Below are 23,383 nucleotides of genomic sequence, written 5' to 3'. Positions count from 1 at the left end.
GGGTGTTACAAAGGGATGTATATCTATGACCCATCTTGATGAGCAATTTAATCTTCGTAAGCGACATCCTCTGGGTAGAGTTCATTTGTTGGCGAATGAGTTACAAAGCTGGGTGGCAAGATTAACTTTAAGGAAATCGCTAGATATCAGTTATGGTCATAGCTCGGGCGAGAAAGTTGATATATTTCCCGCAGCACAGCCTAACGCACCGGTATTTTTCTTTATTCATGGCGGGTATTTTAGGGCGCTTGATAAAAGACAGTATAACTATATTGCTCAACCTTTTGTGGCTGCAGGGTGTACGGTCGTTTTAATCAATTATGACTTGGCTCCTGCGGTTAGTGTGAAGGAAATTATCGAGCAGAACATAAAGGCATTTAAGTGGGTTCATGAGAATATTAGCCGCTGGAATGGCAATCCCGAGAATATCGTTTTATGCGGGCATTCGGTAGGGGCCTTCCTTGTGGCAAAGATCCTTGAGTTTGACTGGCAGCAAGAGGTGCGGCAGTCGATTTCAGGGGCTGTCCTGCTTAGTGGACTATATGATTTATCTAACATGAAACAGTCATACTTAAACAAGTCTGTAAGACTGTCAGATGATGACGTAGCAAATTTAAGTCCAATGTTTGCCGATACAAGCGGCTTTCTACCTGTAATGGTTGCTGTGGGCGAAGATGAAACCGAAGAGTTTGTTGAACAGTCACAAACATATGCTAACAAGTTACAGGCATCTAAAAGTTTGGATGAGTTTCAGATTTTAAAAAGCAAGAATCATTACACTGTATCTCGCATGCTTAGCAACAGGAATAATCCCTTAATGAAAAAAATACTCTGTATGTGCGGTGTAGATGAATGATTTTAAGTACAGGCAAATTTACGCATATACGCAAGAGTGCTTTCATTTACAAACTGCCATCAAGTCTGGTTGGAATATTCATAAGTCATATATAGGAAAAGAAAAATAAAATGGAAAAAAATAATAAGACCGATAATTCTAGAAGAGATTTTCTTAAGAACGTAGCGGTAGCGTCAGTAGGAGCAACTGGCTTGCTAAGTGCGACTTCTGGTTTTGCTAATACGGCTAATGTTGCCACGGCTATTAAGCATTCAAACAGTAAAATGCAGGATTGGTTAATATTTGATGGTTTGGGCGCAGTATACGACCCAAATTTCGATTATGAAGCCAATAAAGATGTAGGTCCCTATTTTATCTCAGAGCGGACAAAACGTGACATCAGAGCTTCCGGTTTGACCGTTCTCAGGCAAACAACAGGGGCGGTACATGCTTCTTATCCGGGTGATAATACCTTTGAAACCGCCATTTCAAATATCAGCTGGGCGCATGAATGGATCTATAGGAATAGCGACTTCCTTACGTTAATTAAAAGCACTGACGACATATTAACAGCCAAGAAAAACAACAAAATCGGTATTACCTTAGGCTTTCAGAATTCACACGCTTTAGGTAAAAATGTTGATTTGGTTGATGTGTTTAGATCGCTTGGCGTGTTGACTATGCAGCTGACTTATAACGGCCAGAACCAGTTAGGGGGCGGGGCAAACGCCAATGAAAAAATAAAACTGACGGATTTCGGACATAAAGCCATTGAGAAAATGAATGACAGTAAAGTTATTATTGATTTGAGCCATGGTGGCCGTCAAACCTGTTTGGATGCCATTAGAGCCAGTAAATCACCGGTAACCATTAGTCACAGTGGTTGCCGTGCCTTAGCAGACTTTCCCAGAAACAAAACCGATGAAGAGATGAAGCTGTTGGCAGACAAGGGCGGGTTATTTGGTCTTTATTTTATGCCGTTTTTAGCTGCCGACAGCAATGCCACCGGCAGGCATTTAGTGGCTCATATAGAGCATGCTTTAAATATTTGTGGTGAAGACCATGTCGCTTTTGGCACCGACGGCACTTATGTTGGCATCGATGATATGGAAAAGCACCGTGAAAAAACGGCCAAGTTTACCCAGAAAAGACTCGATTCAGGTGCTGCCGCTGCCGGTGAAAAGATTGGTAATGTGAATCTATTGCCGGATTTGGCCGGGCCCGAACAATTCCTCAAAATAGCGGACATGTTGTCACGCCGGGGTCACAAGGAAGCGACCATTGAGAAAATATTTGGCATCAATGCAATGCGACTCATGAAAGAGGTATGGGGATAGTTACTGATATAAAAAAAGTTATTACCGGCAGCTTAACAGCCATTAGTTGGCACCAGAGAGAAACTTGGGATGTAGATTGTTGGCTGTCCGGTTCAGGCAAGAAACATAACCTTAAAGGATAAATATGAAAAAAATAATCTTTTTGGCATTTTTGATGGTAATTTCGGCTTCCCCAGCGGGAGCAAATGAAATTAACATAAGTGAAATAGAATCTAAAATATTAAATCAATCCCGAAATATTCAAATATATTTACCTGCCAATTACCATAGCGCCAAGCAATCTTACCCTGTTCTATATATGCTGGATGGGCAAAACTACTTCTTTCATGGCGTGACTTATCAAAAGACCTTAAAGTTTGTACAAAAAACACCTGACTTTATTGTTGTCGGCATTGATATGGATATTCGAAAGCGCAGGGAGTTATTGGGGTATCAATCACCAATGTTTCTTCGTTTTCTTAAGGATGAATTGATACCTCATATTGACTCAAGCTATAGAACATCTAAAGAGAGGATCTTGTTTGGCTGGGAAATGGCGGGTGGTTTTGCAACCCAGGTTATGGCGGAAACGAACCTTTTTGATGCTTATTTGCTCGCAAGTCCAACCCATATATCAAAACAGCGCATTGAAACCATTACGCCTAAAATAAAAAGCTATAAAAAAGATGCACCTTACCTATATTTTACCCAGGGTGAGTATGAGTCTTTTGCAGATGACTTTAATGCATTATTAACCGATATCGCACCCGAAGATTTAAATTGGCAATATACCCGCTTAGTCAATGATGATCATCATACCACTCCATATCAAACCATCTACCAAGGATTGCGTAACTTCTTTAGCGATTACCCGCCAATGAAGTTTTATACCTTAAATGACTTTGTTGAGTTTGGCGGAATGCAAAAGCTAAAGGAAGTTTATAAGAGTCGTGGCCAACGATATGATATTTCCCAGGAGATACACGACAGAACACAATTTTCTCTGCTGATCACTGCCATCAAAGAAGATAACCTTGAAAGTTTTGATAACTTTTTAACTGAATTTACTAAGTTCACCGATGAAATCTCTTTTCCTGTGTGGGGGAGTGACTGGGCTCAATTTTACATGAAACATGAAGCGTTCAATAAAGCCCGGGTCGTGTTAGATAAAGCTTTGGCACAATTCCCCGAGTCTGCCATTTTGCATGCGGATATGAGCGACGCGTTAGTTGGTTTAAATAAAAAAGTAAAAGCAAAAAGCCATATGAAAAAAGCCATTGAATATGCATCACTAAAAGCAGATCCCCGGGTGAATGTATATAAACAAAAGCTAACCCAGCTGTGAATTAAGTGAAGTACAAGAGCAGATGTCAGGACTCAAATAGCCGGTTGTTCAGTTCAGGAGCATTGATTAAGCTCGGCGTTTTGCTGGTTAAACCTGAACATCATCAGCCAGTTTATATTCATAAACTATTACAATTTCAAGCGTTTACTTTCTCATGTTTTGAGTATCAAATAGAGTTCACTATCGCAGTGAATGCTACTTGATACTCTACATTTATTTATGGGACATGAACAAAATGAAACGCATTAAAGCCTTTTCAAAAACTATTGCAGTATTCTTCTTTCTATTCTCTTTGCCTACTTATGCTGAATCTATATCTGGTAAAGAATATCAAGCGGTTGTGGAAACGGCCTATAACTATTTCAATGGCGCGGCCAATGGGGATCAAAAGCTACTTTCACAAGCGTTTGATTTAGAGTTTGGCCATGTGAAAATGATCAGCATTGATAAAGCAACAGGGAAAGAGACCATTAGATCTGTCCCGTTAAAAGAGTTTGCCGGCTACTTTAAGAAAGCCACTACAGATACATGGCAAGCAAATATTCTGTCCGTTGATATCGTTGATGAAAAAATGGCGATGGTCAAGCTTGATTTTGACACCCCAAAAACACACTACATTGACTACCTGGTGATGTACAAACGCGAAAACAACTGGCGTATCATCAATAAAACATTTGTCGCGAAGAAAAAATCCTAGTTGTAACTAACTTATAGGCGTTTTAAAACAATTGGGGAATTTGCCACATTATGGTGAAAAGCAAATTTCACATCTTCGGTTTGTCGATAACAATACCTATTGTTAAGTGTGCGCTCCAATTCAAAAGGAGAGCACACATGTCAATGTTCTTCATTCAGTCATTGTTGCTGTAACAGCTGTTTTTCCGGCTTATGCTATTTTCTCCTATAGTCAATACATGCGCTTTCATGTGATGGTACTATAAGCCAAAATGTAAGCTCCCCTACGCCTTGGGGAGATGAATAAATGGTAAGGTTCTTCATGTTCGAAGTGATAGAAAAAGTGGTTGATGTCGATAATTTTATTCGTCTGAGAAACATCACCGGGTTAACACCCAGACCCAGGGAGGCGGCGGTCAAAGCCTTGCCCAACAGTCTTTATGGCGTACATATTAAGCAAGAAAATCAAGTGATTGCCATGGGGCGTGTCGTCGGTGACGGTGCATTAAATTTCGATATTGTCGATATAGCCGTTCAACCTGAATTTCAGGGGCAGGGCTTAGGCCGGCAGATCATGCAGCATATTATGGACTATTTAGACCGGCAAGCGCCTAAAGGCGCATATATATGCCTGATGGCCGATGTGCCGGCGCTTTATGAAAAATTTGGCTTTAAACTTTCCAGGCTCCGCAGTGAAGGCATGTATATTGTTAAATAAACCTCTGGCCAGATCCGGTATTTGCTTCGTATACTCTTGTTAGTTATTCACAGAGTTTATTTAAATCATGAAAATAATCAGTGTCTTGTTAACGCTTTTTTTCGGTTTTTTCTGCTCGTCTGTTGATGCCCAGCCTTGCCACTCACTCAGGGCCGTTGACTGGCTGCTCGGAAGCTGGAGCGGGGTTGATGGCAATAATGTGGTAATCGAGTCATGGCAGAAAGTGAGCCCCTTGACTTATGAAGGAGCGGGGGAGACGAGATCTAAAGCGTCGAATGCCCTTAAAGGCAGCGAGTCGATGAGGCTTGTTGAAATGTCGAACAACGTCTTCTACCTGGCAAAAGTGAGACATAATAAGCTTGCAGTCCCCTTTAAGCTCACCCGGTGTTCAAAACGTAGCGCCGTTTTTGAAAATCCGGAGCATGATTTTCCTAAAAAGCTACATTATCAGCTTCAGAGCGAGAATAAATTAACCGTGACTGTCAGTGATGGCCAAGCTAAAAGTTTTACCATCAATTATGATAAGCGGGATGCCGGTTAACCGGCAGAAGGTTGTAAGGACGTTTTATGTTAATTGTCGGCGCGCTTTTACTGGTGGTTATTGGCTTTATCCATTCTTTTTTGGGTGAAAAGTATATTTTAATGCGTTTGTTTCGGCGGGATAATTTGCCGAAATTGCTCGGCAGTGATTGGTTTACCAAACGTGTGTTAAGGTTTGCATGGCATTTAACCACGCTTGCCTGGTGGGGCTTTGCCGCTATCTTGTATGTGCTGTCAAAGCCACAAGCAAATATCCAGGGGGAAATCTTGATGATTATAACCCTGGTATTTGCTTTGAGCGGGCTGGTGTCATTGCTATTTTCACGTGGTAAGCATCTGTCATGGATGTGCTTTTTTGCCATCGCTTTTACCAGCTATTACGCCTCTATCTAAAGGCGAATCGGTATTATTCCCCCTGCGTCCTATCTAAAAAAGTGCTTATGCTCCATCCAGGTTATCGGGGTTTTGTGGCATATGACTCAAGGCCGTCAATGACTTCTTGCATTTTTTTCGTCATCACAGGTTTGATGATTAAATTGCCAAACAGGGCGCCGAGCAGGCCAAATTTCACGATAAAATCTGCGGTAAAGGTGACTTCGGTTTTACCGTTGCCCAGATCTCTTGCCGACTCTTTGGCGATAAAGCTTTTCATCGGTCCGAATTTAGGGATGCGCACGGTCAGCGAATGTTGCTCAGGCTTATAGTCAACGATCTCTTCCTGGGCCGAGGCTCCGCTATGAAAGTCGCACTGCCGTTTCGCCCCGACACCTGTATCCTGGTGGCTGAGCAGGTAGGATTTTTTTACTCCCGGATGAAATTTATCAATATTTTCAAAATCATCGAGTAATGACCAGACGGTTTGGATCGGGGCATTGATGGATTTTCTGGCAACTACGTTAGGCATGGTGTTCTCTCCAAATGGTCTCTATTGCTGAATCTGTTTTATCGGGCGGCATTGGGCTCTGCCATCTAAAAAAGCAGCCTGCGCCTGATGTCTGCACATTATTTGAGATTGATAAAAAATGAACAACATCAATAAAGTTAACTTAAGGTTCTTGATTTAAGAACGTTGAAAAGCCTTGCTTGACGTTATACTCTCAATTTTTGGTGATGCTCAGGGCATAAGTGATGAAAAAAGTAAACTACCAGGAATTTTATGTGTTTAGCGAGATTGTTCGCAGCGGCACCATAACCGCCGCCGCACAGAAGCTTGGTATGGCAAAATCGGCGGTAAGCCTGCAGTTAAACCGCTTGGAGCAGCGGCTGCAGGTAAAGTTACTGGAGCGCAGCGCCAGGCGCTTAGCCCTTACCCGGGAAGGAGAGCAGTTGCTGCCGCAGGTTGAATCTTTTTTAGCTGAAGGTTTAAGGCTGGTGGAGCAGGCGGCAGGGCAGAAGTCGACACCGTCGGGTATGGTACGCATCAGCGCAACCCCGGATATGGGCACCTTAGTGATGAAACAATTGCTGCCTGTATTAAGGGCGAATTATCCGGATATTCATCTGGTTGCCAGGCTGTCGATTGAGCGGGAAGACTTGCAGGATCCTGCATTTGATTTAGCCATTCGCATCGGCAAAAATCACGATGAAAACCTGGTGGTAGAGCCGCTGGGATCGTTTAAACGTATTCTGGTGGCCAGCCCGGATTTTGCCGAAAAGTATCAGCTCAGGGAGGTGAAACAGCTGCAAAGCTGTCCCTGCCTGGGGCATTCTGCTGCCAGTCATGAACAGAGCTGGACCTTGTTTAATGGCAATAAACAGCAAACCATAACCGTTAATGCCCATTTTAGTACCTTGCATTTTTCAACCTTGATGGAGCTGGCGCAGCAGGGGCTGGGGATCTGTAATATGCCCGACTGCCTGGCCCGTGAAGGGGTGGAAAAAGGTTTGCTGGTGCAAGTGTTACCTCAGTGGGCCTGCGCGCCAGTGGATGTTTATCTGGCTTACCGCTTTGGCAGCCATAAAATTCACCGGGTAAAGGCCGTTATTGATACCATTAAAAAGGAAATTCCGGGTATCTTTCACCAGGCACCTTAAGTTGATTTTACTTAGCTGGGTTATCTTGCCCGACAGTAAAGCCCCGGCCTGTATACATGTGGTTGAAGAGGGAATAGTGACTGCTGCACTTTCAACAGGGATTGGTTACAATCCTGACTTTTCTGGTGAACAATAAGTTATTCAATAGTGGGGGTTAATTTGTACAAGTTATTTTATTATCCGCGAAATGCCAGCTGGGCGCCTCATATGCTGCTTAAGGAAATAGGGGCTGAGCATGAACTGATATTGGTAGACAGAAAATCAGAACAGCAAAAATCAAGCGAATATTTAAAACTCAATCCTACCGGCCGTATTCCGACCCTGGTCGATGGTGACTTGGTGATTGCTGAAAGCGCTGCTATTTGCTTGCATTTGTGTGATAGCCATCCGCTAATTTAACCTAGTGCCCGAGCTTGGAGATCCGCTGCGTCCGGCTTTCTTTCAATGGCTTTTTTATCTGACCGGCACCATTCAAGCTGAGCTGATGTTGTATTTTTATCCGGATAAACACACCCTCTCTACTGACAGTACGGCGGCAATAGCCAAGGCCCAGGAAAAGCGTATTACTGAGATGTTTGCTTTGCTTGATAAGGAGCTGGAAGGGAAAACGTTTCTTGTTGGTAATCGGCTCAGTGTCTGTGATTTCTTTTTGTTTATGCTGGCGCACTGGGCAAGCGGCTTTGAAAAAGCGCCTTTATCTTTTGCGCATTTAGGCAGGTATTTAAGGGCATTGGCCGGGCGTGAGTCGGTAAAACAAGTTTGCGAGATTGAAGGCACTGCTTTGCAGATGTATTACTAATTCTTGAGCAGCTTATGTTTATCACATTAAATAGTGGATGCTTTGGACGACATTTTAATTATTTATAAACCGGCGCCTTGACCTGGTCGCTAGTGCGACCAAATCAAGACTTACATTGGATAATCAGGAGATTATCAATGGATTACTGGTAAGATTTACACGTAACCGACTCTAAGATGGCATAACAGCGGTTGGCGCTGCCACTGTCCTTGGCAACCCAGCGACCGTCGGCGTAGTTTAAAAAGGTCATTTCGTCTTCACCGCAACTTGAAGTGAAAGTTACCGCATCGGCAAAACCTTTTGAGCGGCAAAAGCCATAGGCATTGTAGGCGCCGCTCCAGATAGAAAGTGACCAGCCATAATCATTTACGGCACTAACATTATCAAATATCACTTCACGTGCCTGGGCAGCAGAAGTAAGACCAGCAATTAACACAGCACCGAGTAAAAGCTTTTTCATTTTTATTTTCCTTTTATTTTAATCATTTGTGAATATTTGTCGCAACCTGTATCTGTATTGCGCAAAATATCATCACATGGTTATATTGCATTTAGAGGTCTGTGTTGTTTCGTTTTTGTTAATGGTGTTGGCGGGCGAAATTTTATGAGGGTTAATTAAAAAGCTACATAGACGAAAAATGTCAGCAAACAGGGATCGCTGGTCAATAATACAAATTAATTAATGCACTCTTTTGGTTTTCGGGTTATAAAGATGTTTAGATGGCTAGATAGCTAGTGTGAAGGCGCAAGTTATCGATTGTATTTTACGTTACTGTATTGGAACAGGTATGAAAAAAGACACAAAAATAATAAACGCCGGGCGTCATTCAAAATGGACGCAAGGGGTGGTTAATCCTTCGGTTACCCGGGCTTCTACCGTGGTGTTTGACAGTGTTAAAGAGATGAAACATGCCACCGCCAATAAGGCTAACCAGGTGATGTTTTATGGTCGCCGCGGTACGACCACGTCTTTTGCTTTTAGTGATGCCATGACCGAACTTGAAGGCGGGGCAGGCTGTGCCATTTATCCGTCCGGTACCGCTGCTATTACCAATGCGATTTTATCTTTTATCAAGACAGGCGATCACTTGCTGATGGTGGATACCGCCTATGAGCCGACCCGGGCTTTTTGCGATCAAATGTTGGTAAATCTCGGCGTGGAAACCACCTATTATGACCCCCTGATTGGCGCGGGCATCGAAGATCTGATCCGAGCCAATACCCGGGTAATTTTTCTCGAATCCCCCGGTTCACTCACCATGGAAGTGCAGGATGTACCGGCCATTGCCGAAGTCGCGCATAAACATAACTGTATTGTTATGCTCGATAATACCTGGGGCGCGGGCATTAATTTCCAGCCGTTTGATTATGGCGTCGATGTCTCCATTCAGGCGGCGACCAAATATATTGTCGGCCATTCAGATGTGATGTTAGGCACCGCCACCGCCACCGAAAAATGCTGGCCGCAGCTGAGGGAAAATTCTTATCTGATGGGGCAGTGTACTTCCCCGGATGATTTGTACCTGGCCCTTCGCGGCATACGTACCTTAGGGGTGCGTATGAAACAGCACCAGCAAAGTGCGCTCAAGGTGGCCGACTGGCTTTCAAGGCGGGAGGAAGTGGAAACTATTTTACACCCGGCTTTTGCCAGCAATCCCGGACATGAATTTTGGCAGCGAGACTTTACCGGCGCCAACGGTTTGTTTTCCTTTGTGCTCAATAAGGGCAATCAGGCGGCATTAACGGCGCTGCTTGACGGTATGGAGCATTTTAAAATGGGCTATTCCTGGGGCGGTTTCGAAAGCCTTATTCTTGGCGTGAGCAGCATCGGCTCTATGCGTAGCGCGACGAAATGGCCATATCAGTATCCCTTGGTGCGTTTGCATGTCGGCCTGGAAGATGTTGATGATTTAATTGAAGATCTGGAAAAAGGCTTCGAGCGTTTTAATCAGGTGCTTGAAAGCTAGCACGCCTTAAAGCAAAAAGGTTTTAAAGTAAGAAGGGAGCCAAGTCAGGCTCCCTTTTTATCTTTAGTAATAGCTAAAAAGCACGTTTAAAGGCTTTGTCGATAAAGGCGCGGGTTTCATCTGTGACTTCACGTTTGAGTATCTCCGCCAGGGTTTCCACCAGCTGGTGGATTTGCGCTTCTGTCAAATGGTTGGTGATACCCAGGCGTAAACCGGTTTTGTTTTTTGAGACCGAGGGATAGCAAACGGCAGAGGCATAAAAGCCTTTTTCCAGCAGAGCCTTAGTTACATTATTGGTGGTTTCCTGTTTGCCCAGGCCGATATAACGGATCGGGGTATCATTATTGGCAATCAGCGGGATCTGGTATTGCTGGCATAAACGGTTAAACAGTTTTATTTTCGCCATCAGGGTTTGCTGCAGTTTGGTAATACTGCCGTCGAGATGTAATTTAGCAGAGGCGACCGCAGTGCCTAATACCGGCGGTGCTATCGGGCTACCCCAGTAGAAGGGGCCGCCAAGCAGGCGCACCTGATCCCGGGTTTCCTGATCCGGAAATACCACGCAACCGCCGCTGCCGCCAAAGGCTTTAGTGAAAGAATGGGATACTACCATACGAGGATGGCGACCCTGCTCCAGGGCGTAACCCTGACCGTTTTTACCGGTCCAGCTGGTGCCGTGGGCGTCATCAACATAAAGATGCAGCCGGGGGTAGCGATCTAACATGGCCAACAGCTCAGCGATCGGGGCATAGTCGCCGTACATGGAATAGAGGCCGTCAATCAGGTACCAGATGTCTTGGTCCGGATGGGCAAGGATCTCCTGCTCCAGTTGATCCAGGGCGTTATGGCGAATGGTTTTGCTGCTGATCCCCCGGTTCGCCAGGTAATCGGCACTCATGCGCAGGCAATGGTGAGACTGGATATCCAGTACCAGGTGGCTGTTGTCTTTGACCAGTATCGGTAAGGTGGCAATATGCCCTATGGTGGTGCTGAGGTTGGCCAGCGTAGGTGCCTGGAAAATCTGCGACAGCAAGTCTTCTAGTTCATCATATAAAGGGCATTGGGCAAAGGCCCTGCAAGAAGAGTACTGGGTGCCGAATTTCCTGGCGGCGTCTGCGGAGGCTTCTGCCAGGCGGGGGTCAAGCTCCAGTCCAAGGTATGAACACGACGACAGGTTGATAACAGGCTTGCCTTTAAGGTTAAACCTGCCTTCGCTAAATTGTTCATCGTCGGGGGTAATAAAGAACAGGCCTTGATCGATTGCCGCCTGACCACTTTGCTTCATGGTTTTTAACTGAGCTTCATACTTCGTCAGCATAATATTTTTATCCTTAAAACTACTGAATATTTTTGTTCTTTTGCACGGCTATTATTACCGGATAAATTTTATAGGGCAATGATCTGGCTCAGGAGTTGGACTTTTATCCCGGTGCAAAGTTATTCAGGAGTTGTTTAAGGCAAATAAAAAGAGCGCATAAAGCGCCCTTGGTTAATTGTGGTTGAACCGGTTTTGGGGTTATTTTTTACCCAGCAAGCCAAAGATTTTCTTGGCGATATCGGTATTGTCCTGCAAGCCGTTAAACAGCTCGCTTTGCTGGCCAAAGGCAAATACGGGGACATCGATGCCGGTATGGCCGCCCGAGGTCCAGCCGGTATTGGTGCGCTGGTCGATCAAGTGTTTAATACTGGTTTCCAGGACCGAGGCCACTGCTTTAGGTTCGCTCAGTTTTTTCTCTTTGCCTGCCGCCTTAGCTGTTTCATAAGCTTTTATTTCGGCTTCGGCGCTGGCTTTGTCCAGTTGCAGCTGTGCCAGTTCAACATCGGTTAAGGCAAAATTAAACAGCTTTTTAGCTAAAGACTTGTTGATGTCTTTTTTGCTGAGTTTTTCTGCAATGGTTTCAGGTGACATCACCATAGTGCGCAGTACGTCCGGACGCCAGGCGTATTCGCCATGGGCGCCGATAGTGAAACCGCCGGTGCTGTGATCTGCCGTCAATACCACCAGGGTATCGGGATTTTTCGCAACATAACCTTCTAAAAACTCAACGGTTTTTGCCAGATCGTCCATTTCTGCCATGGCGACGGCAATATCATTTCTGTGCCCGCCCCAGTCTACCTGGCTGGCCTCAATCAGCATGAAATAACCGTTTTTATTTTCCAGCTGTTTGGTTGCGGCCTTGGCCATCGCCGATAACCTGTATTTATTGCTGTCATCAAGTGCCCAGGGCAGGCCGCCGTTGGCGAACAGGCCGAGGACCGGCTGGTTTTTTGGTAAATTGCTTAACTGATCATAGTTGTCGAGGTAATGAAAACCGGCTTTTTTGAATTCGTTGACCAGGTTGCGGTCGTCACGGATAAAGTGCTTCCAGCCGCCGCCGAGCATAAGATCTGCCTTAATCTGGCCGTTAAGCTTATTATCAACATAACTGTCGGCTATTGCATCATAGTTGCGACGGCTTTCATTATGGCTCAAATAAGAGGCCGGGGTGGCGTGGTTGATGCGTGAGGTAACGACAACACCGGTTTGTTTGCCTTGTTTTTTCGCCCATACCAGCACACTTTCCAGTGGTTTTTTGTCAACGTCGACCCCGATGGCGCCGTTATAGGTTTTAACGCCTGTGGCCAGGGCGGTGGCGCCGGCGGCAGAGTCGGTGACATAACCGGAAACCCGCGCCGGATAGGTGCTGCTCATACCGACTAAATGGCGGTCGAATACGGTTTCTTCTATGGTCTGGGTATTGGGATCATCCTGAAAATAACGATAGGCGCTGGTATATGCCGGCCCCATACCGTCAGCAACTATCATGATGATATTTTCCGGGGCGGTTGTTTTGGCATAAGAGATCGAACTCATACAGAGAAAAAGTGTAGATAATACGCGTTTCATATACTTTCCTGAGGTTATTAAGCGGATATTCGCCGCCTTTGTTATTGTGCTGTGTTTGTGTTGTTATTACTTTTACATTAGCGGGCCCTTGGCGGGCCCGTTGTTATCTATTATTTATTGCTGCTAAGTGGCGGCAATTCCAGATCGACCCACACCAGGCGGTGATCCGACGATGCCTGGCGGTCTTTAATTAACCGGTAGGTCTCATCATCGGCTTTGGGCCAAAATACGCCGGAGTCTTTAATTGTCCAGCCGAAAGAAGAAGGTAGCACATAATCGGCGCGCATACCCCAGTAAGCGGTATGGTGTTTGCCGTGAGGGTTACCTTGGGTATATTCTGCTGCGCCGTCGCTTTCGGGATTGGGATCTTGTACTTGCTTGCTGTTAAGCAGGGCCTGGATACCGGTGTTGATGGCATCGCCTTCGACGCTGGAGGCATTTTGATCTCCCATGATCACAAAAGGCTCCTGGCTTCGATATCCGCCTTTGACGGCGTTGTCGTCATAGATGTAGCCGCCTTTGCCCGGGGTGATATAGTCAAGCCAGAAACGGATTTCGTCGTGGTTGCGTTTGCCGTTGCGATCTTCCGGGCCGTCAAAGACCGGCGGGGTCGGGTGGCTGGCCAGTATATGTATGGTTTGGCCGTTGACGCTAACCGGTACGTCCCAGTGAGACTTGGAAGATAAGCGCATTTGCTGCCAGGCGTCGCTGTTGTACCAGGGCTTATTGGTTTGTGGGTCTACCGGTTGCAGTGCTCCCGGCATATCCTGCCATTTAAAGTGCTGAAAGGTTCTGATCTGATCGACTGAGATCGGATGTTTGGATAATAATGCCATGGCAAAATGGCCGGGGAAAAAGCCAAAGCCGTAGGTATCGGCAGGGGATTCGCCGCTTTCGCCGTTGTTATTAAAGTCAAAAGGGGCGGGTACGCCGGTATTGACCGGTCCCTGGAAAAAGTAAGGGAAGTGCTGCGGCGTTTGTCCCTGCTGGCTTTTGCCCAGGTAATCTTGTAAAAAGGTTTTCAGCGCCTGATGTGAGTCATCCCGGCGGTCGAATTCATTAAGCAGGATAATATCCGGACTGATACGCTGGATAATTTCGGCAATATTACGGATTTGCTGGTGGTTCGTGCCCAGGGAGTGTGCCAGTTCATCACCTGTTACCTGTGGCGCCTGTCCCTCGACGTGAGGCAGGTAATTTAATGCTTCCATGCTGACATTAAAGGTGGCGATACGCACCTTGGTTTTTTGTTGGCTCACGGCTTTTTGTCCGCTCAAGGCTGTTTTCTCGCTCATGGCTGTTGACTGATGGATGCCAGTTCCCTCGCAGGCGGTTAACAGCATTAAGGGTAACATTAAATAGCGTTTCATTTTACTTCCTAAAATTAATCGATTAATCCGCAGCCGCGCAGGATGATGTCGGTAAGAAACTGTGTGACATGGCTAATATCGTCTTCTTCGTAATCGGCGCGGTTCATGATCTGCAGGATCTGGGTTTCAAAGTCGGCATAATGCTGGGTGGAAGACCAGATCAGGAAAATCAGGTTGACCGGGTCAACATTTTTCATTTCACCGTTATCTATCCATTGCTGGAACAATTTGGCTTTTTCTCTGACCCACTGGCGCTGGTAGGTGCGGGTAAACTCTTTTAAGTGTTGTGCCCCCTGGATGATCTCCATGGCGTAGATCTTGGAAGCGCCTGGATGCTCAAACGAGATTTTGACCTTGGCGGCGATAAATTTTTCAATCGCGACTTTAGGGCCATGTTCGGGATCAATATCGCCAATGGCCTGATCCCACATATTCAGGGTTCTTTCCAATACCGCGTGGTAAATGTTTTCTTTGTTTTTAAAGTAGTACAAGATATTGGCTTTGGGCAGCCCGGAGCGGTCGGCAATCGACTGCACCGTGGCGCCGCCGTAGCCTTGTAAGATAAACTCTTCTTGGGCGGCGGTAATGATTTTCAGCTCACTTTCAGCCCGGATCCTTCCCTGTTTATTAGGTTTTTTCGTTTCATTCATCTGTTTGGCGACTCATGTTGTAAATTTTTGTTTTTATTATGGCTGCTGTGTTTTACCAGTGAAATGTTTCACTGTCACTATTGGTTATTCTATTTTTATTGACCATCAGGTCAAGGCGGCGTTCTGCTTTTATTGTTTATTCTGCATATATACTCGATAAACTTGCATAATTTACTTGATATAGCAGAAGTATAACAGGGTAAAAGCCACAGTTTTTATCGAAATAAAATTAAAGCATACTAAAATGTCAGTTTGTTTAGTGTTAGAGAAAAATATCAAGATTTTAAAATTTAGACTATTCACTTGGTTGGTAAATGAGTGTGTGATTGCAGGTGCTTAAAATGGGTGTTTGTGGTCAAAATCATAATTAAGCTGACCATGCGGTCAGGAAATTAATGGTTTTTTTGCTTGTGGTTGTTTTTTGTTCTTATGAAAATTATAAAAAAAATCAGATGAGCAGGGAACTTTTAGTTATTGGTAAAATGCGATTTTAAATAACTGAAATCAAGGGGTTTTATATGTTTTTAACTTGCTTGAAACGGTTTTTTAAGAATTAATCAAAGTTAATTTTTTGTATGTTTCTTAAAAAATGTAATGAAATCGTAAAGAAACTCTGGTCTAATTTCACCGGTAAAAAATTATAAGTTAGAAGTAATATTTTTGTTGATGAGGGACGATTCATATAAAAATAGAGCTTTTATAGAACGTACCAGACAAAAAATATATAACTACACACTAAGGAAAACTAGATGAAACCATATCGTCTTTCGCGTATTACAGGCGCGTTAGTTATCGCCCTAGGGCTTTCAACATCTGCTATGGCAGCAGAGACCTCGTCGTCGATGCGTGGTAAAATTGTTGGTCCACAAGGTAATGATGCAGCAAATGTTAAAATCACTGTATTACACCAACCATCAGGCACTGTAAAAGAATTCATGACCAATGACAGTGGTGTATTCATTGCCAAAGGTCTAAAGGTTGGTGGTCCGTACACGGTATATATTGATTCTGACGAACACCAGGATACTGCATTAGAACAGATTTTCTTAACCTTGGGTGATACCTACCGTTTAAACACTCAACTTGAGCCAGAAGTGGAAGTTGAGCGTATTGCTGTAACCGGTCATCGTTTTACGCAAGACGTAGGTGGTTCTAACAGTGTTTTTGGCGCTGACGCTATTTCGAATACGCCAAGCTTTAACCGTGACGTTAAAGATATTGCCCGCATGAACCCGTTAGTTACCATTAAAGGTGACGGCGAAATGAGCATTGCCGGTGGTAACCCGCGTACCAACAGCTTTACCGTAGACGGTATCGGCCAAAGCGATGACTTTGGTGTTGAATTTAGCGGTTATCCAACCGAGCAACCGCCGGTTTCATTAGATGCCATTGAGCAAATCTCTGTTGACTCTTCTCCGTTTACTGCGAAAAAAGGCAACTTTGGTGGTGGTACCATCAATGCAGTAACCAAGTCTGGTACTAATGAATTTAAATTCTCTGGTTTTTATGAAACTTCGACTCCGAGCATGGCAGGTGACGCCGAGCAAATCGACCAGGTTTTCGAAGTTGTAGAGTATGATGACGGTTCCACAAGAACCTTCCCTGTGCTTGACGAAAACGGTCACAGAACCTTTGAAAAAAGAAAAATTGAGCCTACTGAAACTGAAAAAAGGTTCGGTTTTAACGTCGGTGGTCCGGTGCTAGAAGATAAGTTATTCTTCTTTGTGAACTACAACAAGTGGTCCAAAACCACAGATATGGACTATGGCTTTAAGGACAGTGGCGCTACCCACGAATATGAAGTCACCCAAGCTCAATATGATAACTTCACCCGCATTCTAAACGATACCTATGGTCTTCAAGACTCATTAGGCGGTGATCCGGAAAATACCAGTGAAAGTTTATTGACCAAACTGAGCTGGAATATCAATGATTCTCACCGTGTAGACTTTACTCACCAATGGCAAAATGATGAGTCTGAGCGCGGTGCGGGCACAGGCGGTAGCACAGTTTCTTTAAACTCCAACCGTTATGACTATATTACTAAGCTCAATAACTTCGCCGCTAAGTTTTATTCCGACTGGACCGACAACTTTACTACTGAAGTTGGTATCAGCTATAAAGACGTAACTTCAAACAGTAACACTCGTTCTGATTTCGGTGAGATTTCTGTAGATGCAGACAGTGAATCACGTGGCCCAGGGTTTGTTTTTGGTACAGACGTAAAAAGACATGCCAATGCTTCAGAGACACAAACTTTTGTCTTATCTGTAGATGCTACTTACTTGCTGGGCGAGCATGAAATTGATTTTGGTGCTCAATATGAACGTTTACGTTTATATAACTTGTTTGCAGAAAACTCTTTAGGTAGCTGGAATTTTGATACTATCGAAATGTTCGAAGAGCGTAGAATCGGCAGTTATGATTTCTCTTACGCCAATGCCTATACCAATAATTCAGCTGATACCGCTTATGATGCGTCAAGAAAGCAATTTTCACTTTATGTAGAAGATACTTTTTATTTAACTGATGATATCGAAGTGAGTGCCGGTGTACGTTATGAGCGTTTAGCGTCTTCAGATAAGCCTACCCTGAATGAAAACTTCCTGGAAACATACGGTTACGATAACACTGAAAACCTTGATGGTTTAGATATTATCTTACCTCGTTTAAACCTGACCTGGTATGCAACCGATGACTTAACGGTACGTGCCGGTGTTGGTCGTTTCCAGGGTGGAGTACCAAATGTTTGGTATAACAACCCGTTCCAGAATGACGGTATTACTTTAGTTGCCGCGCAAAATGACGATATTAACACTTATTATGCTAACAATACGGTTGATTTCACTCAAATACCTGACGAGATCAAAGATTCGTTAGTTGCTGGTGAAGGTAGCGTAACTTATACCGATCCTAAGTTTAAGTTGCCATCTAGCTGGCGTGCATCTATTGGTTTTGACTACACCTTCGATATGCCTTACTTAGGCGAAGGCTTCAAGTGGACCAACGAGTTGATGTACCACAAGAAAGTAGATGAAGCTACCTGGTTGAACACTTCGTTGGTACAGTCCGACGTGGCTGCTGATGGCGAGCGTATCATCTACGAAAGCAGATATGATAACGATAACTACGATATCATGATGACCAATGCCAAAGAAGATGGCCGCTCAGTTATCTTCAGTACCTCGCTTGCAAAAGCCTGGGATAATGGTGTTAACCTGACCATGAGTTATGCTCATCAGGATATTGAAGAGAATCATGTTGGTTCTGCGTCGGTTGCAAGAAGTAACTACAAACACAACATCATTAAAAACCGTAACCAGGATATGGCTGCTCGCGGTAGTTATGAAATTGAGCACAGCTTCAAAATTAACCTAGGCTACACCACTGAGTTCTTCGAAGGTTATGCTACACGCTTTGACATGTTCTTCGAACGTCGCTCAGGTCGTCCGTTTAGCTGGGTAATGGGTATGTTCAGGGACGGTGATCTAGGTGATGGCTCTGATTTCTATACGCAATCAGCTTACTTACCATATATCCCAACTGGTGCCGATGATCCAAATGTAGATTGGGATGAGTCTGGTTTAAGCTGGGATGAGCTGGAAGTACTACTTGATCAAGCGGGCATCTCTGCACGTGGTGAAATCTTAGATCGTAATACCGGTACTCAGCCTTGGGTTACCACTTTAGATATCAGCATCAAGCAGGAAATTCCAGGATTTGCTGAAGGTCATAAAGGACAAATTTACTTCATGATCGATAACTTTGCTAACCTGCTTAACGATGACTGGGGTATTGATAAAAACATGCGTTACCCTAACCAGGCCATTTATGACTTTGGTGGTTTAGAAGACGGTAAGTATGTGATTGATGCGCGTTATAATGGCGCCGATACCCGTAACTACAGTGAAGTTGATGAAGAAACTTCTATCTGGCAAGCTAAGGTTGGTATCACTTACAAATTCTAATGATAAATTTCTTTATTTTTAAAGAATGTAATCATTAAGTTAAAAAAACCTGTCGGTAATGTACCGACAGGTTTTTTTTTGCCTGTTGTTTACATTATTTGCCCCTAGAACAATAAATTAACTGCAATATCACTTGTTTGCGATTATTTGATTGCGATAAAATAAGTTGAACACGTGGTCAGTTTTTAGACGATTCTTGACACTTGTGTCAACAAATGTGATAACTGATCATGACGCCTATACTTTTATCCTTTATTGAATAAAAGGACAGGCCGTTGTTATTAAGGTGTGTCATTAAACAGTAAACTATCTATGGTCTATTATTTGAGGATTAGACCCTTATCAGGCTGATAGGATTATATACCGGGTAAGTATCACTGCCGGGTACGAATACAAAGAAATTAATAATACGCTGGAAAAGCAGAAAATGATGGCTGTCAGGGAAAGCAGCTATCAAGAAAACAAAACATAATAGAATAAAATTGCTCAATATAACAAAATAACACTAAGGAAAACCAGATGAAAACACATCGTCTCTCTCGTGTTGCCGCTGCTATGGTACTGGGACTGGGCTTAACCGCCACTGCCCAGGCAAATACCACTTCTTCAGCGATCAAAGGTCATATTACCGGCCCTAGCGGCAATGCCGCCGCCGGTACTGTCGTTTCAATCACCCACGTGCCGTCGGGTACCACTAAACAAGTAACCGTCAATGAAGCAGGTATTTTCTCTGCCAAAGGTTTACGTGTCGGTGGTCCTTACAAAATCGTTATTGATTCTGATGCCTATGAAGATCAAGAAGTTAAGGATGTTTTCCTGCAACTGGGTAAAACCTATGAATTAGAGCGCAGCCTGGAAGCTGAGCAAAACATGGAAGTGATTGCGGTCACCGGCCGTATCCTGGATAAAAATGCCGGCAGCACCAGCCCGGCCAGTAACTTTAACCTGGATGATCTGGTAAATGCACCTACGGTTAACCGTGATATTAAAGATGTGGTTCGTGTCGACCCGCGTATTTATATTGACCAAACCAACAGTGACGCTATCAATTGTGCCGGTGGTAACCCGAAATTCAACAGCTTGACTGTTGACGGTACCCGGATGAACGATAACTTCGGTTTAAACAGCAATGGTTATCCGACGGTTCGTATTCCTTTTTCCTATGATGCCATTGACCAGGTAACGGTTGAGCTGGCGCCGTTCGATGTCCAGTACGGTGGTTTTACTTCCTGTAATATCAATGCCGTGACCAAGTCCGGTACCAATGAAGTGCATGGCGGTTTCTTTTATGATTACACCAGTGATTCGTTAAAAGGCGATAGCCTGGAAGGTGATAAGCAAGACGTCGGTGATTATACCGAAAAGCGTTATGGCTTTAATGTCGGTTTGCCGCTACTTGAAGATAAGCTATTCCTATTTGCTGCTTATGAGAAATTAGACGGCTCTCAAATCCTTGATTATACGCCGTTTACCGATGGTTCTAACCGGATCACCCAGGAAGAAATCGATCGCATCACGCAAATTTCCAAAGATGTTTATGAGTACGATCCCGGCACCATGGAGCCGAGCTTACCGGTTGACGATGAAAAGATCCTGGTCAAACTTGACTGGAACATTAATGACCAGCACAGGGCCGCTTTTGTTTACAACTATAATGATGGTTTTGAATGGGGCCAGTCCGACGCTGACCCGGTGGAAATTTCCTTATCTAACCATGTTTATGAGCGTGGCGCCGAGTTAACTTCATATGTGACTTCTATTTATTCTGACTGGACAGATAACTTTTCTACTGAGTTCCGTGTTGGTTACCTAGAGATGGATAACCGTCAGATTTCAAGGGATGCTGACAGCGGTTTTGGTGAATTCCGTGTTCAGGCAGATGATATCCGGGTTTATATCGGCCCTGATGATTCCCGCCAGTCGAATAAGTTGAAATACGATACCACGACCTTCAAGCTTGCCGGTACCTATTACCTGGATGATCATGAGTTGTATTTTGGTATTGAGCGTGAAGAGTTGGATGTTTTCAACTTGTTCGTGCAGCACAGCCAGACAGAAACCCGTTTTAACTCTATTGATGATTTTGAGAACGGTTTAGCCGCGCAAATCGAGTATGGTAATGCCAGCAGCCATAACCCGGATGATGCCGCCGGCGAATTTAAATACGCGTTAAATACCATGTATTTCCAGGACAAGTTTGAACTGTACGAATATGACTTGACCCTTATGGTCGGCGTACGTTACGACTGGTATACCAGCAGTGACAAACCTACCGAAAACCCTAACTTTTTTGATCGTTATGGCTACTCCAATGCGCAAAACCTTGATGGTGCGGATTTAATCCAGCCAAGATTCGGGTTTAACTGGGCAGCAAGCGACCAGCTGGAAGTACGCGGTGGCTTTGGCCTTTATTCCGGCGGTAACCCGAACGTATGGATTTCAAACAGTTATTCTAACGACGGTGTCCGTAACCTTCAGTACAGAATGCGTAACAGCGACAGATCTCCGTTCCTGATCATCGGCCCTGACGGTATCGAATATGATGGCAGCGGTCGTCCGGGTTATGATATTCCGGTTGATTTGATTAATGATGTTACCAATGGCTCTCAGGATAATGATGTTAATGTCACAGATCCTGACTTTGAAATTCCTTCTGAGTGGAAATATGCCTTAGGCGCCACTTATACCACGGAAGACGAATATGTGATCATGGCAGACTTGCTTTATACCGATAAGCAAGACTCGGCTATCATTAAAAATATAGGCAAAACTTACAAAGATGAGTTGGCCCCTGATGGTCGTCCGATCACGACCGGCGGTGACGATTACCTGTTAACCAACGTCAGTGACGGTGGCGATACTACCGTATTATCACTTTCTGTTAGCAAGAATTATGATAGCGGCTTTAGCTTTACCGCTTCTTATGCCTATACCGAGTCAAACGACGTGCATCCTATGACCAGCGCCGTTGCCTTTACCAACTATCACGATGTTGCTACCGCCAGTCCTAATAGCTTGGAAGAAGCAACGTCCAACTATGAGATCCCGCACAGATTCACGTTGAACATCAGCTATGTTCATGAATTCTTTGCCGGTTATGAAACCACTTTCAGCCTGTTTGGTCAGGCAAACGAAGGTCGTCCATATACCTGGGCGTTCGGCGGCTCTAATAACCGGACGGAATTGAGTAGCGGTGGTTTTGACTTTGACTACAATGACGTTGACCGCCAGTTATTGTATGTACCGCTGGAAAATGATCCTCTGGTAAATTACGGTGAAAACTTCGATGTGGCTGCCTTTAATGACTTCATCGAGTCTGAAGGCCTGACCCGTGGTGAAATCATGGACCGTAACGAATTAAGCAGCGACTGGTGGGTGAAGTTCGATGTTCGCGTCGAGCAGGAATTTGCCGGCTTTATGGAAGGTCATAAAGGCAGTGCTTTCTTCGTGATTGAAAATGTCGGTAACTTACTCAATGATGACTGGGGTGTGCTGAAGCAAGGTTCTTACTTGCAAGGTGCGGTCAATGCCAGTATCAATGACGACAATACCTATACCTACAACGAGTTCCTTGCACCTCCTTCACAGTCGCGTGACCGTGATGCATCATTGTGGGAAATCCGTTTAGGGGTTAAATACGACTTCTAATATAGTCTTTCGCTATATTTATTAGCTCGTTTAAGAATTAAAGCCGTACTTATTTAAGTACGGCTTTTTAGTCTTTGGTATCTTTGTCTTTATCAGTGACTTGATACTAACGGCCGAAATCGTCTTTGAGATCAAATAAATTATATTTTAATTTTTTGACGAGTTCGATATACTAAACTTGACCATATGGTCAAATTTTAAAGGTTCTTTTATGTCTGTTGAAAAAAACAATGATTGGCAAAAGCTGATCGAGAGCGCGCAGCAAGGTTATAACAATGCGTATGCGCCTTATAGTAAGTTTCATGTCGGCGCTGCGGCCATGACCGAGCAGGGCACTATCGTTAAGGGCTGTAACGTTGAAAATGCCTCTTATGGTTTGACGGTATGCGCTGAGCGAAATTGCATCGCCCAGGCGGTGATCCAGGGGCAACAGACTTTTTCTGCCATGGTGGTCTACACCGAGCAGGAAAAATTAACCCCGCCTTGCGGTGCCTGCCGCCAGGTGATTGCCGAATTTTTTGCCCCGGAAGCAGAAGTGATGGCGGTGAATCATCTTGATAACCGTAAAACCTGGACAGTAGCCCAGCTATTGCCGGATGCCTTTACTCCCAAGAATTTATTAGAGCAGTAA

The 23,383-nt window shown here is 44.4% G+C and carries 20 protein-coding genes; 14 read left to right on the top strand and 6 right to left on the bottom strand.

Going from position 1 to position 23,383, the window contains the following annotated elements:
• Nucleotides 1-25: 25 nt before the first annotated feature.
• From QL234_RS25260 to QL234_RS25230, 7 genes are all read left to right on the top strand, one after another.
• Entirely contained in the window at nucleotides 26-856 is an 831-nt protein-coding gene (locus QL234_RS25260; RefSeq protein ID WP_281560530.1) for an alpha/beta hydrolase, read from the top strand.
• Nucleotides 857-966: 110 nt separating this feature from the next.
• Nucleotides 967-2,172: a membrane dipeptidase gene (locus tag QL234_RS25255; RefSeq protein ID WP_281560529.1), complete on the top strand. Its 1,206-nt coding sequence runs from the start codon at nucleotides 967-969 to the stop codon at nucleotides 2,170-2,172.
• A gap of 124 nt (nucleotides 2,173-2,296) precedes the next feature.
• Nucleotides 2,297-3,496 (top strand): alpha/beta hydrolase-fold protein, encoded by a 1,200-nt coding sequence (locus QL234_RS25250; protein ID WP_281560528.1) that lies wholly within the window; start codon nucleotides 2,297-2,299, stop codon nucleotides 3,494-3,496.
• Nucleotides 3,497-3,731: 235 nt separating this feature from the next.
• Complete coding sequence (locus tag QL234_RS25245; RefSeq protein ID WP_281560527.1) at nucleotides 3,732-4,193, top strand: nuclear transport factor 2 family protein; 462 nt, start codon at nucleotides 3,732-3,734, stop codon at nucleotides 4,191-4,193.
• A gap of 300 nt (nucleotides 4,194-4,493) precedes the next feature.
• Nucleotides 4,494-4,889 (top strand): GNAT family N-acetyltransferase, encoded by a 396-nt coding sequence (locus QL234_RS25240; protein ID WP_281560592.1) that lies wholly within the window; start codon nucleotides 4,494-4,496, stop codon nucleotides 4,887-4,889.
• Nucleotides 4,890-4,956: 67 nt separating this feature from the next.
• Nucleotides 4,957-5,430, top strand: a complete 474-nt coding sequence (locus QL234_RS25235; protein ID WP_281560526.1) for a DUF6265 family protein — start codon at nucleotides 4,957-4,959, stop codon at nucleotides 5,428-5,430.
• 26 nt (nucleotides 5,431-5,456) lie between these two features.
• Nucleotides 5,457-5,822, top strand: coding sequence for a hypothetical protein (locus QL234_RS25230; RefSeq protein WP_281560525.1), 366 nt, complete (start codon nucleotides 5,457-5,459; stop codon nucleotides 5,820-5,822).
• 61 nt (nucleotides 5,823-5,883) lie between these two features.
• Here QL234_RS25230 and QL234_RS25225 read toward each other — a convergent pair whose 3' ends face one another.
• On the bottom strand, nucleotides 5,884-6,333 hold the full coding sequence (locus tag QL234_RS25225) for an SRPBCC family protein (RefSeq protein WP_281560524.1): 450 nt from the start codon (nucleotides 6,331-6,333) through the stop codon (nucleotides 5,884-5,886).
• A 224-nt stretch (nucleotides 6,334-6,557) separates the two neighbouring features.
• Here QL234_RS25225 and QL234_RS25220 point away from each other — a divergent pair, with 224 nt between their 5' ends.
• The 3 genes from QL234_RS25220 (at nucleotide 6,558) to QL234_RS31905 (ending at nucleotide 8,262) form a co-directional block, all read left to right on the top strand.
• On the top strand, nucleotides 6,558-7,463 hold the full coding sequence (locus QL234_RS25220) for a LysR family transcriptional regulator (RefSeq protein WP_281560523.1): 906 nt from the start codon (nucleotides 6,558-6,560) through the stop codon (nucleotides 7,461-7,463).
• A gap of 159 nt (nucleotides 7,464-7,622) precedes the next feature.
• The gene (locus tag QL234_RS31910; protein WP_348650733.1) at nucleotides 7,623-7,862 is read left to right on the top strand and encodes a glutathione S-transferase N-terminal domain-containing protein; all 240 of its coding nucleotides are present in this window, start codon (nucleotides 7,623-7,625) and stop codon (nucleotides 7,860-7,862) included.
• 85 nt (nucleotides 7,863-7,947) lie between these two features.
• Entirely contained in the window at nucleotides 7,948-8,262 is a 315-nt protein-coding gene (locus tag QL234_RS31905) for a glutathione binding-like protein (RefSeq protein ID WP_348650732.1), read from the top strand.
• Nucleotides 8,263-8,404: 142 nt separating this feature from the next.
• On the opposite strand, the gene QL234_RS25210 is transcribed toward QL234_RS31905, so the two are convergent.
• Nucleotides 8,405-8,722, bottom strand: a complete 318-nt coding sequence (locus tag QL234_RS25210; protein ID WP_281560522.1) for a hypothetical protein — start codon at nucleotides 8,720-8,722, stop codon at nucleotides 8,405-8,407.
• 328 nt (nucleotides 8,723-9,050) lie between these two features.
• Here QL234_RS25210 and QL234_RS25205 point away from each other — a divergent pair, with 328 nt between their 5' ends.
• A complete protein-coding gene (locus QL234_RS25205; protein ID WP_281560521.1) occupies nucleotides 9,051-10,229 on the top strand; it encodes a cystathionine beta-lyase in 1,179 nt (392 codons plus the stop codon).
• Between the two features lie 73 nt (nucleotides 10,230-10,302).
• On the opposite strand, the gene QL234_RS25200 is transcribed toward QL234_RS25205, so the two are convergent.
• The 4 genes from QL234_RS25200 to QL234_RS25185 all read right to left on the bottom strand — a co-directional run bounded on the left by QL234_RS25200 (nucleotide 10,303) and on the right by QL234_RS25185 (nucleotide 15,136).
• The gene (locus tag QL234_RS25200; protein ID WP_281560520.1) at nucleotides 10,303-11,547 is read right to left on the bottom strand and encodes an aminotransferase class I/II-fold pyridoxal phosphate-dependent enzyme; all 1,245 of its coding nucleotides are present in this window, start codon (nucleotides 11,545-11,547) and stop codon (nucleotides 10,303-10,305) included.
• A gap of 198 nt (nucleotides 11,548-11,745) precedes the next feature.
• Complete coding sequence (locus QL234_RS25195) at nucleotides 11,746-13,116, bottom strand: alkaline phosphatase (protein ID WP_281560519.1); 1,371 nt, start codon at nucleotides 13,114-13,116, stop codon at nucleotides 11,746-11,748.
• 110 nt (nucleotides 13,117-13,226) lie between these two features.
• On the bottom strand, nucleotides 13,227-14,411 hold the full coding sequence (locus QL234_RS25190) for an endonuclease/exonuclease/phosphatase family protein (RefSeq protein ID WP_281560591.1): 1,185 nt from the start codon (nucleotides 14,409-14,411) through the stop codon (nucleotides 13,227-13,229).
• Between the two features lie 89 nt (nucleotides 14,412-14,500).
• Nucleotides 14,501-15,136 (bottom strand): TetR/AcrR family transcriptional regulator, encoded by a 636-nt coding sequence (locus QL234_RS25185; protein WP_281560518.1) that lies wholly within the window; start codon nucleotides 15,134-15,136, stop codon nucleotides 14,501-14,503.
• 749 nt (nucleotides 15,137-15,885) lie between these two features.
• On the opposite strand from QL234_RS25185, the gene QL234_RS25180 reads away from it, so the two are divergent.
• The 3 genes from QL234_RS25180 (at nucleotide 15,886) to QL234_RS25170 (ending at nucleotide 23,383) form a co-directional block, all read left to right on the top strand.
• Nucleotides 15,886-19,104, top strand: a complete 3,219-nt coding sequence (locus tag QL234_RS25180) for a TonB-dependent receptor (protein ID WP_281560517.1) — start codon at nucleotides 15,886-15,888, stop codon at nucleotides 19,102-19,104.
• 519 nt (nucleotides 19,105-19,623) lie between these two features.
• Nucleotides 19,624-22,752, top strand: coding sequence for a TonB-dependent receptor (locus QL234_RS25175; RefSeq protein WP_281560516.1), 3,129 nt, complete (start codon nucleotides 19,624-19,626; stop codon nucleotides 22,750-22,752).
• Between the two features lie 211 nt (nucleotides 22,753-22,963).
• Complete coding sequence (locus QL234_RS25170; protein ID WP_281560515.1) at nucleotides 22,964-23,383, top strand: cytidine deaminase; 420 nt, start codon at nucleotides 22,964-22,966, stop codon at nucleotides 23,381-23,383.

The sequence above is a fragment of the Thalassomonas sp. RHCl1 genome, assembly GCF_947387555.1.
Lineage (GTDB): Bacteria > Pseudomonadota > Gammaproteobacteria > Enterobacterales > Alteromonadaceae > Thalassomonas.
Note: the sequence above shows the minus strand (reverse complement) of the source record. Positions and strands in the feature narration are given on the sequence as shown.

Bases quoted from the DNA above. Each gene is read 5' to 3' on its own strand.
- QL234_RS25170 (WP_281560515.1), top strand. From the start codon at position 22,964: ATGTCTGTTGAAAAAAACAATGATTGGCAAAAGCTGATCGAGAGCGCG.
- QL234_RS25205 (WP_281560521.1), top strand. From the start codon at position 9,051: ATGAAAAAAGACACAAAAATAATAAACGCCGGGCGTCATTCAAAATGG.
- QL234_RS25195 (WP_281560519.1), bottom strand. From the start codon at position 13,116: ATGAAACGCGTATTATCTACACTTTTTCTCTGTATGAGTTCGATCTCT.
- QL234_RS25175 (WP_281560516.1), top strand. From the start codon at position 19,624: ATGAAAACACATCGTCTCTCTCGTGTTGCCGCTGCTATGGTACTGGGA.
- QL234_RS25235 (WP_281560526.1), top strand. From the start codon at position 4,957: ATGAAAATAATCAGTGTCTTGTTAACGCTTTTTTTCGGTTTTTTCTGC.
- QL234_RS25245 (WP_281560527.1), top strand. From the start codon at position 3,732: ATGAAACGCATTAAAGCCTTTTCAAAAACTATTGCAGTATTCTTCTTT.
- QL234_RS25260 (WP_281560530.1), top strand. From the start codon at position 26: ATGACCCATCTTGATGAGCAATTTAATCTTCGTAAGCGACATCCTCTG.
- QL234_RS25230 (WP_281560525.1), top strand. From the start codon at position 5,457: ATGTTAATTGTCGGCGCGCTTTTACTGGTGGTTATTGGCTTTATCCAT.
- QL234_RS25185 (WP_281560518.1), bottom strand. From the start codon at position 15,136: ATGAATGAAACGAAAAAACCTAATAAACAGGGAAGGATCCGGGCTGAA.
- QL234_RS31905 (WP_348650732.1), top strand. From the start codon at position 7,948: ATGTTGTATTTTTATCCGGATAAACACACCCTCTCTACTGACAGTACG.
- QL234_RS25250 (WP_281560528.1), top strand. From the start codon at position 2,297: ATGAAAAAAATAATCTTTTTGGCATTTTTGATGGTAATTTCGGCTTCC.
- QL234_RS25255 (WP_281560529.1), top strand. From the start codon at position 967: ATGGAAAAAAATAATAAGACCGATAATTCTAGAAGAGATTTTCTTAAG.
- QL234_RS25240 (WP_281560592.1), top strand. From the start codon at position 4,494: ATGTTCGAAGTGATAGAAAAAGTGGTTGATGTCGATAATTTTATTCGT.
- QL234_RS25220 (WP_281560523.1), top strand. From the start codon at position 6,558: ATGAAAAAAGTAAACTACCAGGAATTTTATGTGTTTAGCGAGATTGTT.
- QL234_RS25210 (WP_281560522.1), bottom strand. From the start codon at position 8,722: ATGAAAAAGCTTTTACTCGGTGCTGTGTTAATTGCTGGTCTTACTTCT.
- QL234_RS25200 (WP_281560520.1), bottom strand. From the start codon at position 11,547: ATGCTGACGAAGTATGAAGCTCAGTTAAAAACCATGAAGCAAAGTGGT.
- QL234_RS25180 (WP_281560517.1), top strand. From the start codon at position 15,886: ATGAAACCATATCGTCTTTCGCGTATTACAGGCGCGTTAGTTATCGCC.
- QL234_RS25225 (WP_281560524.1), bottom strand. From the start codon at position 6,333: ATGCCTAACGTAGTTGCCAGAAAATCCATCAATGCCCCGATCCAAACC.
- QL234_RS25190 (WP_281560591.1), bottom strand. From the start codon at position 14,411: ATGAGCGAGAAAACAGCCTTGAGCGGACAAAAAGCCGTGAGCCAACAA.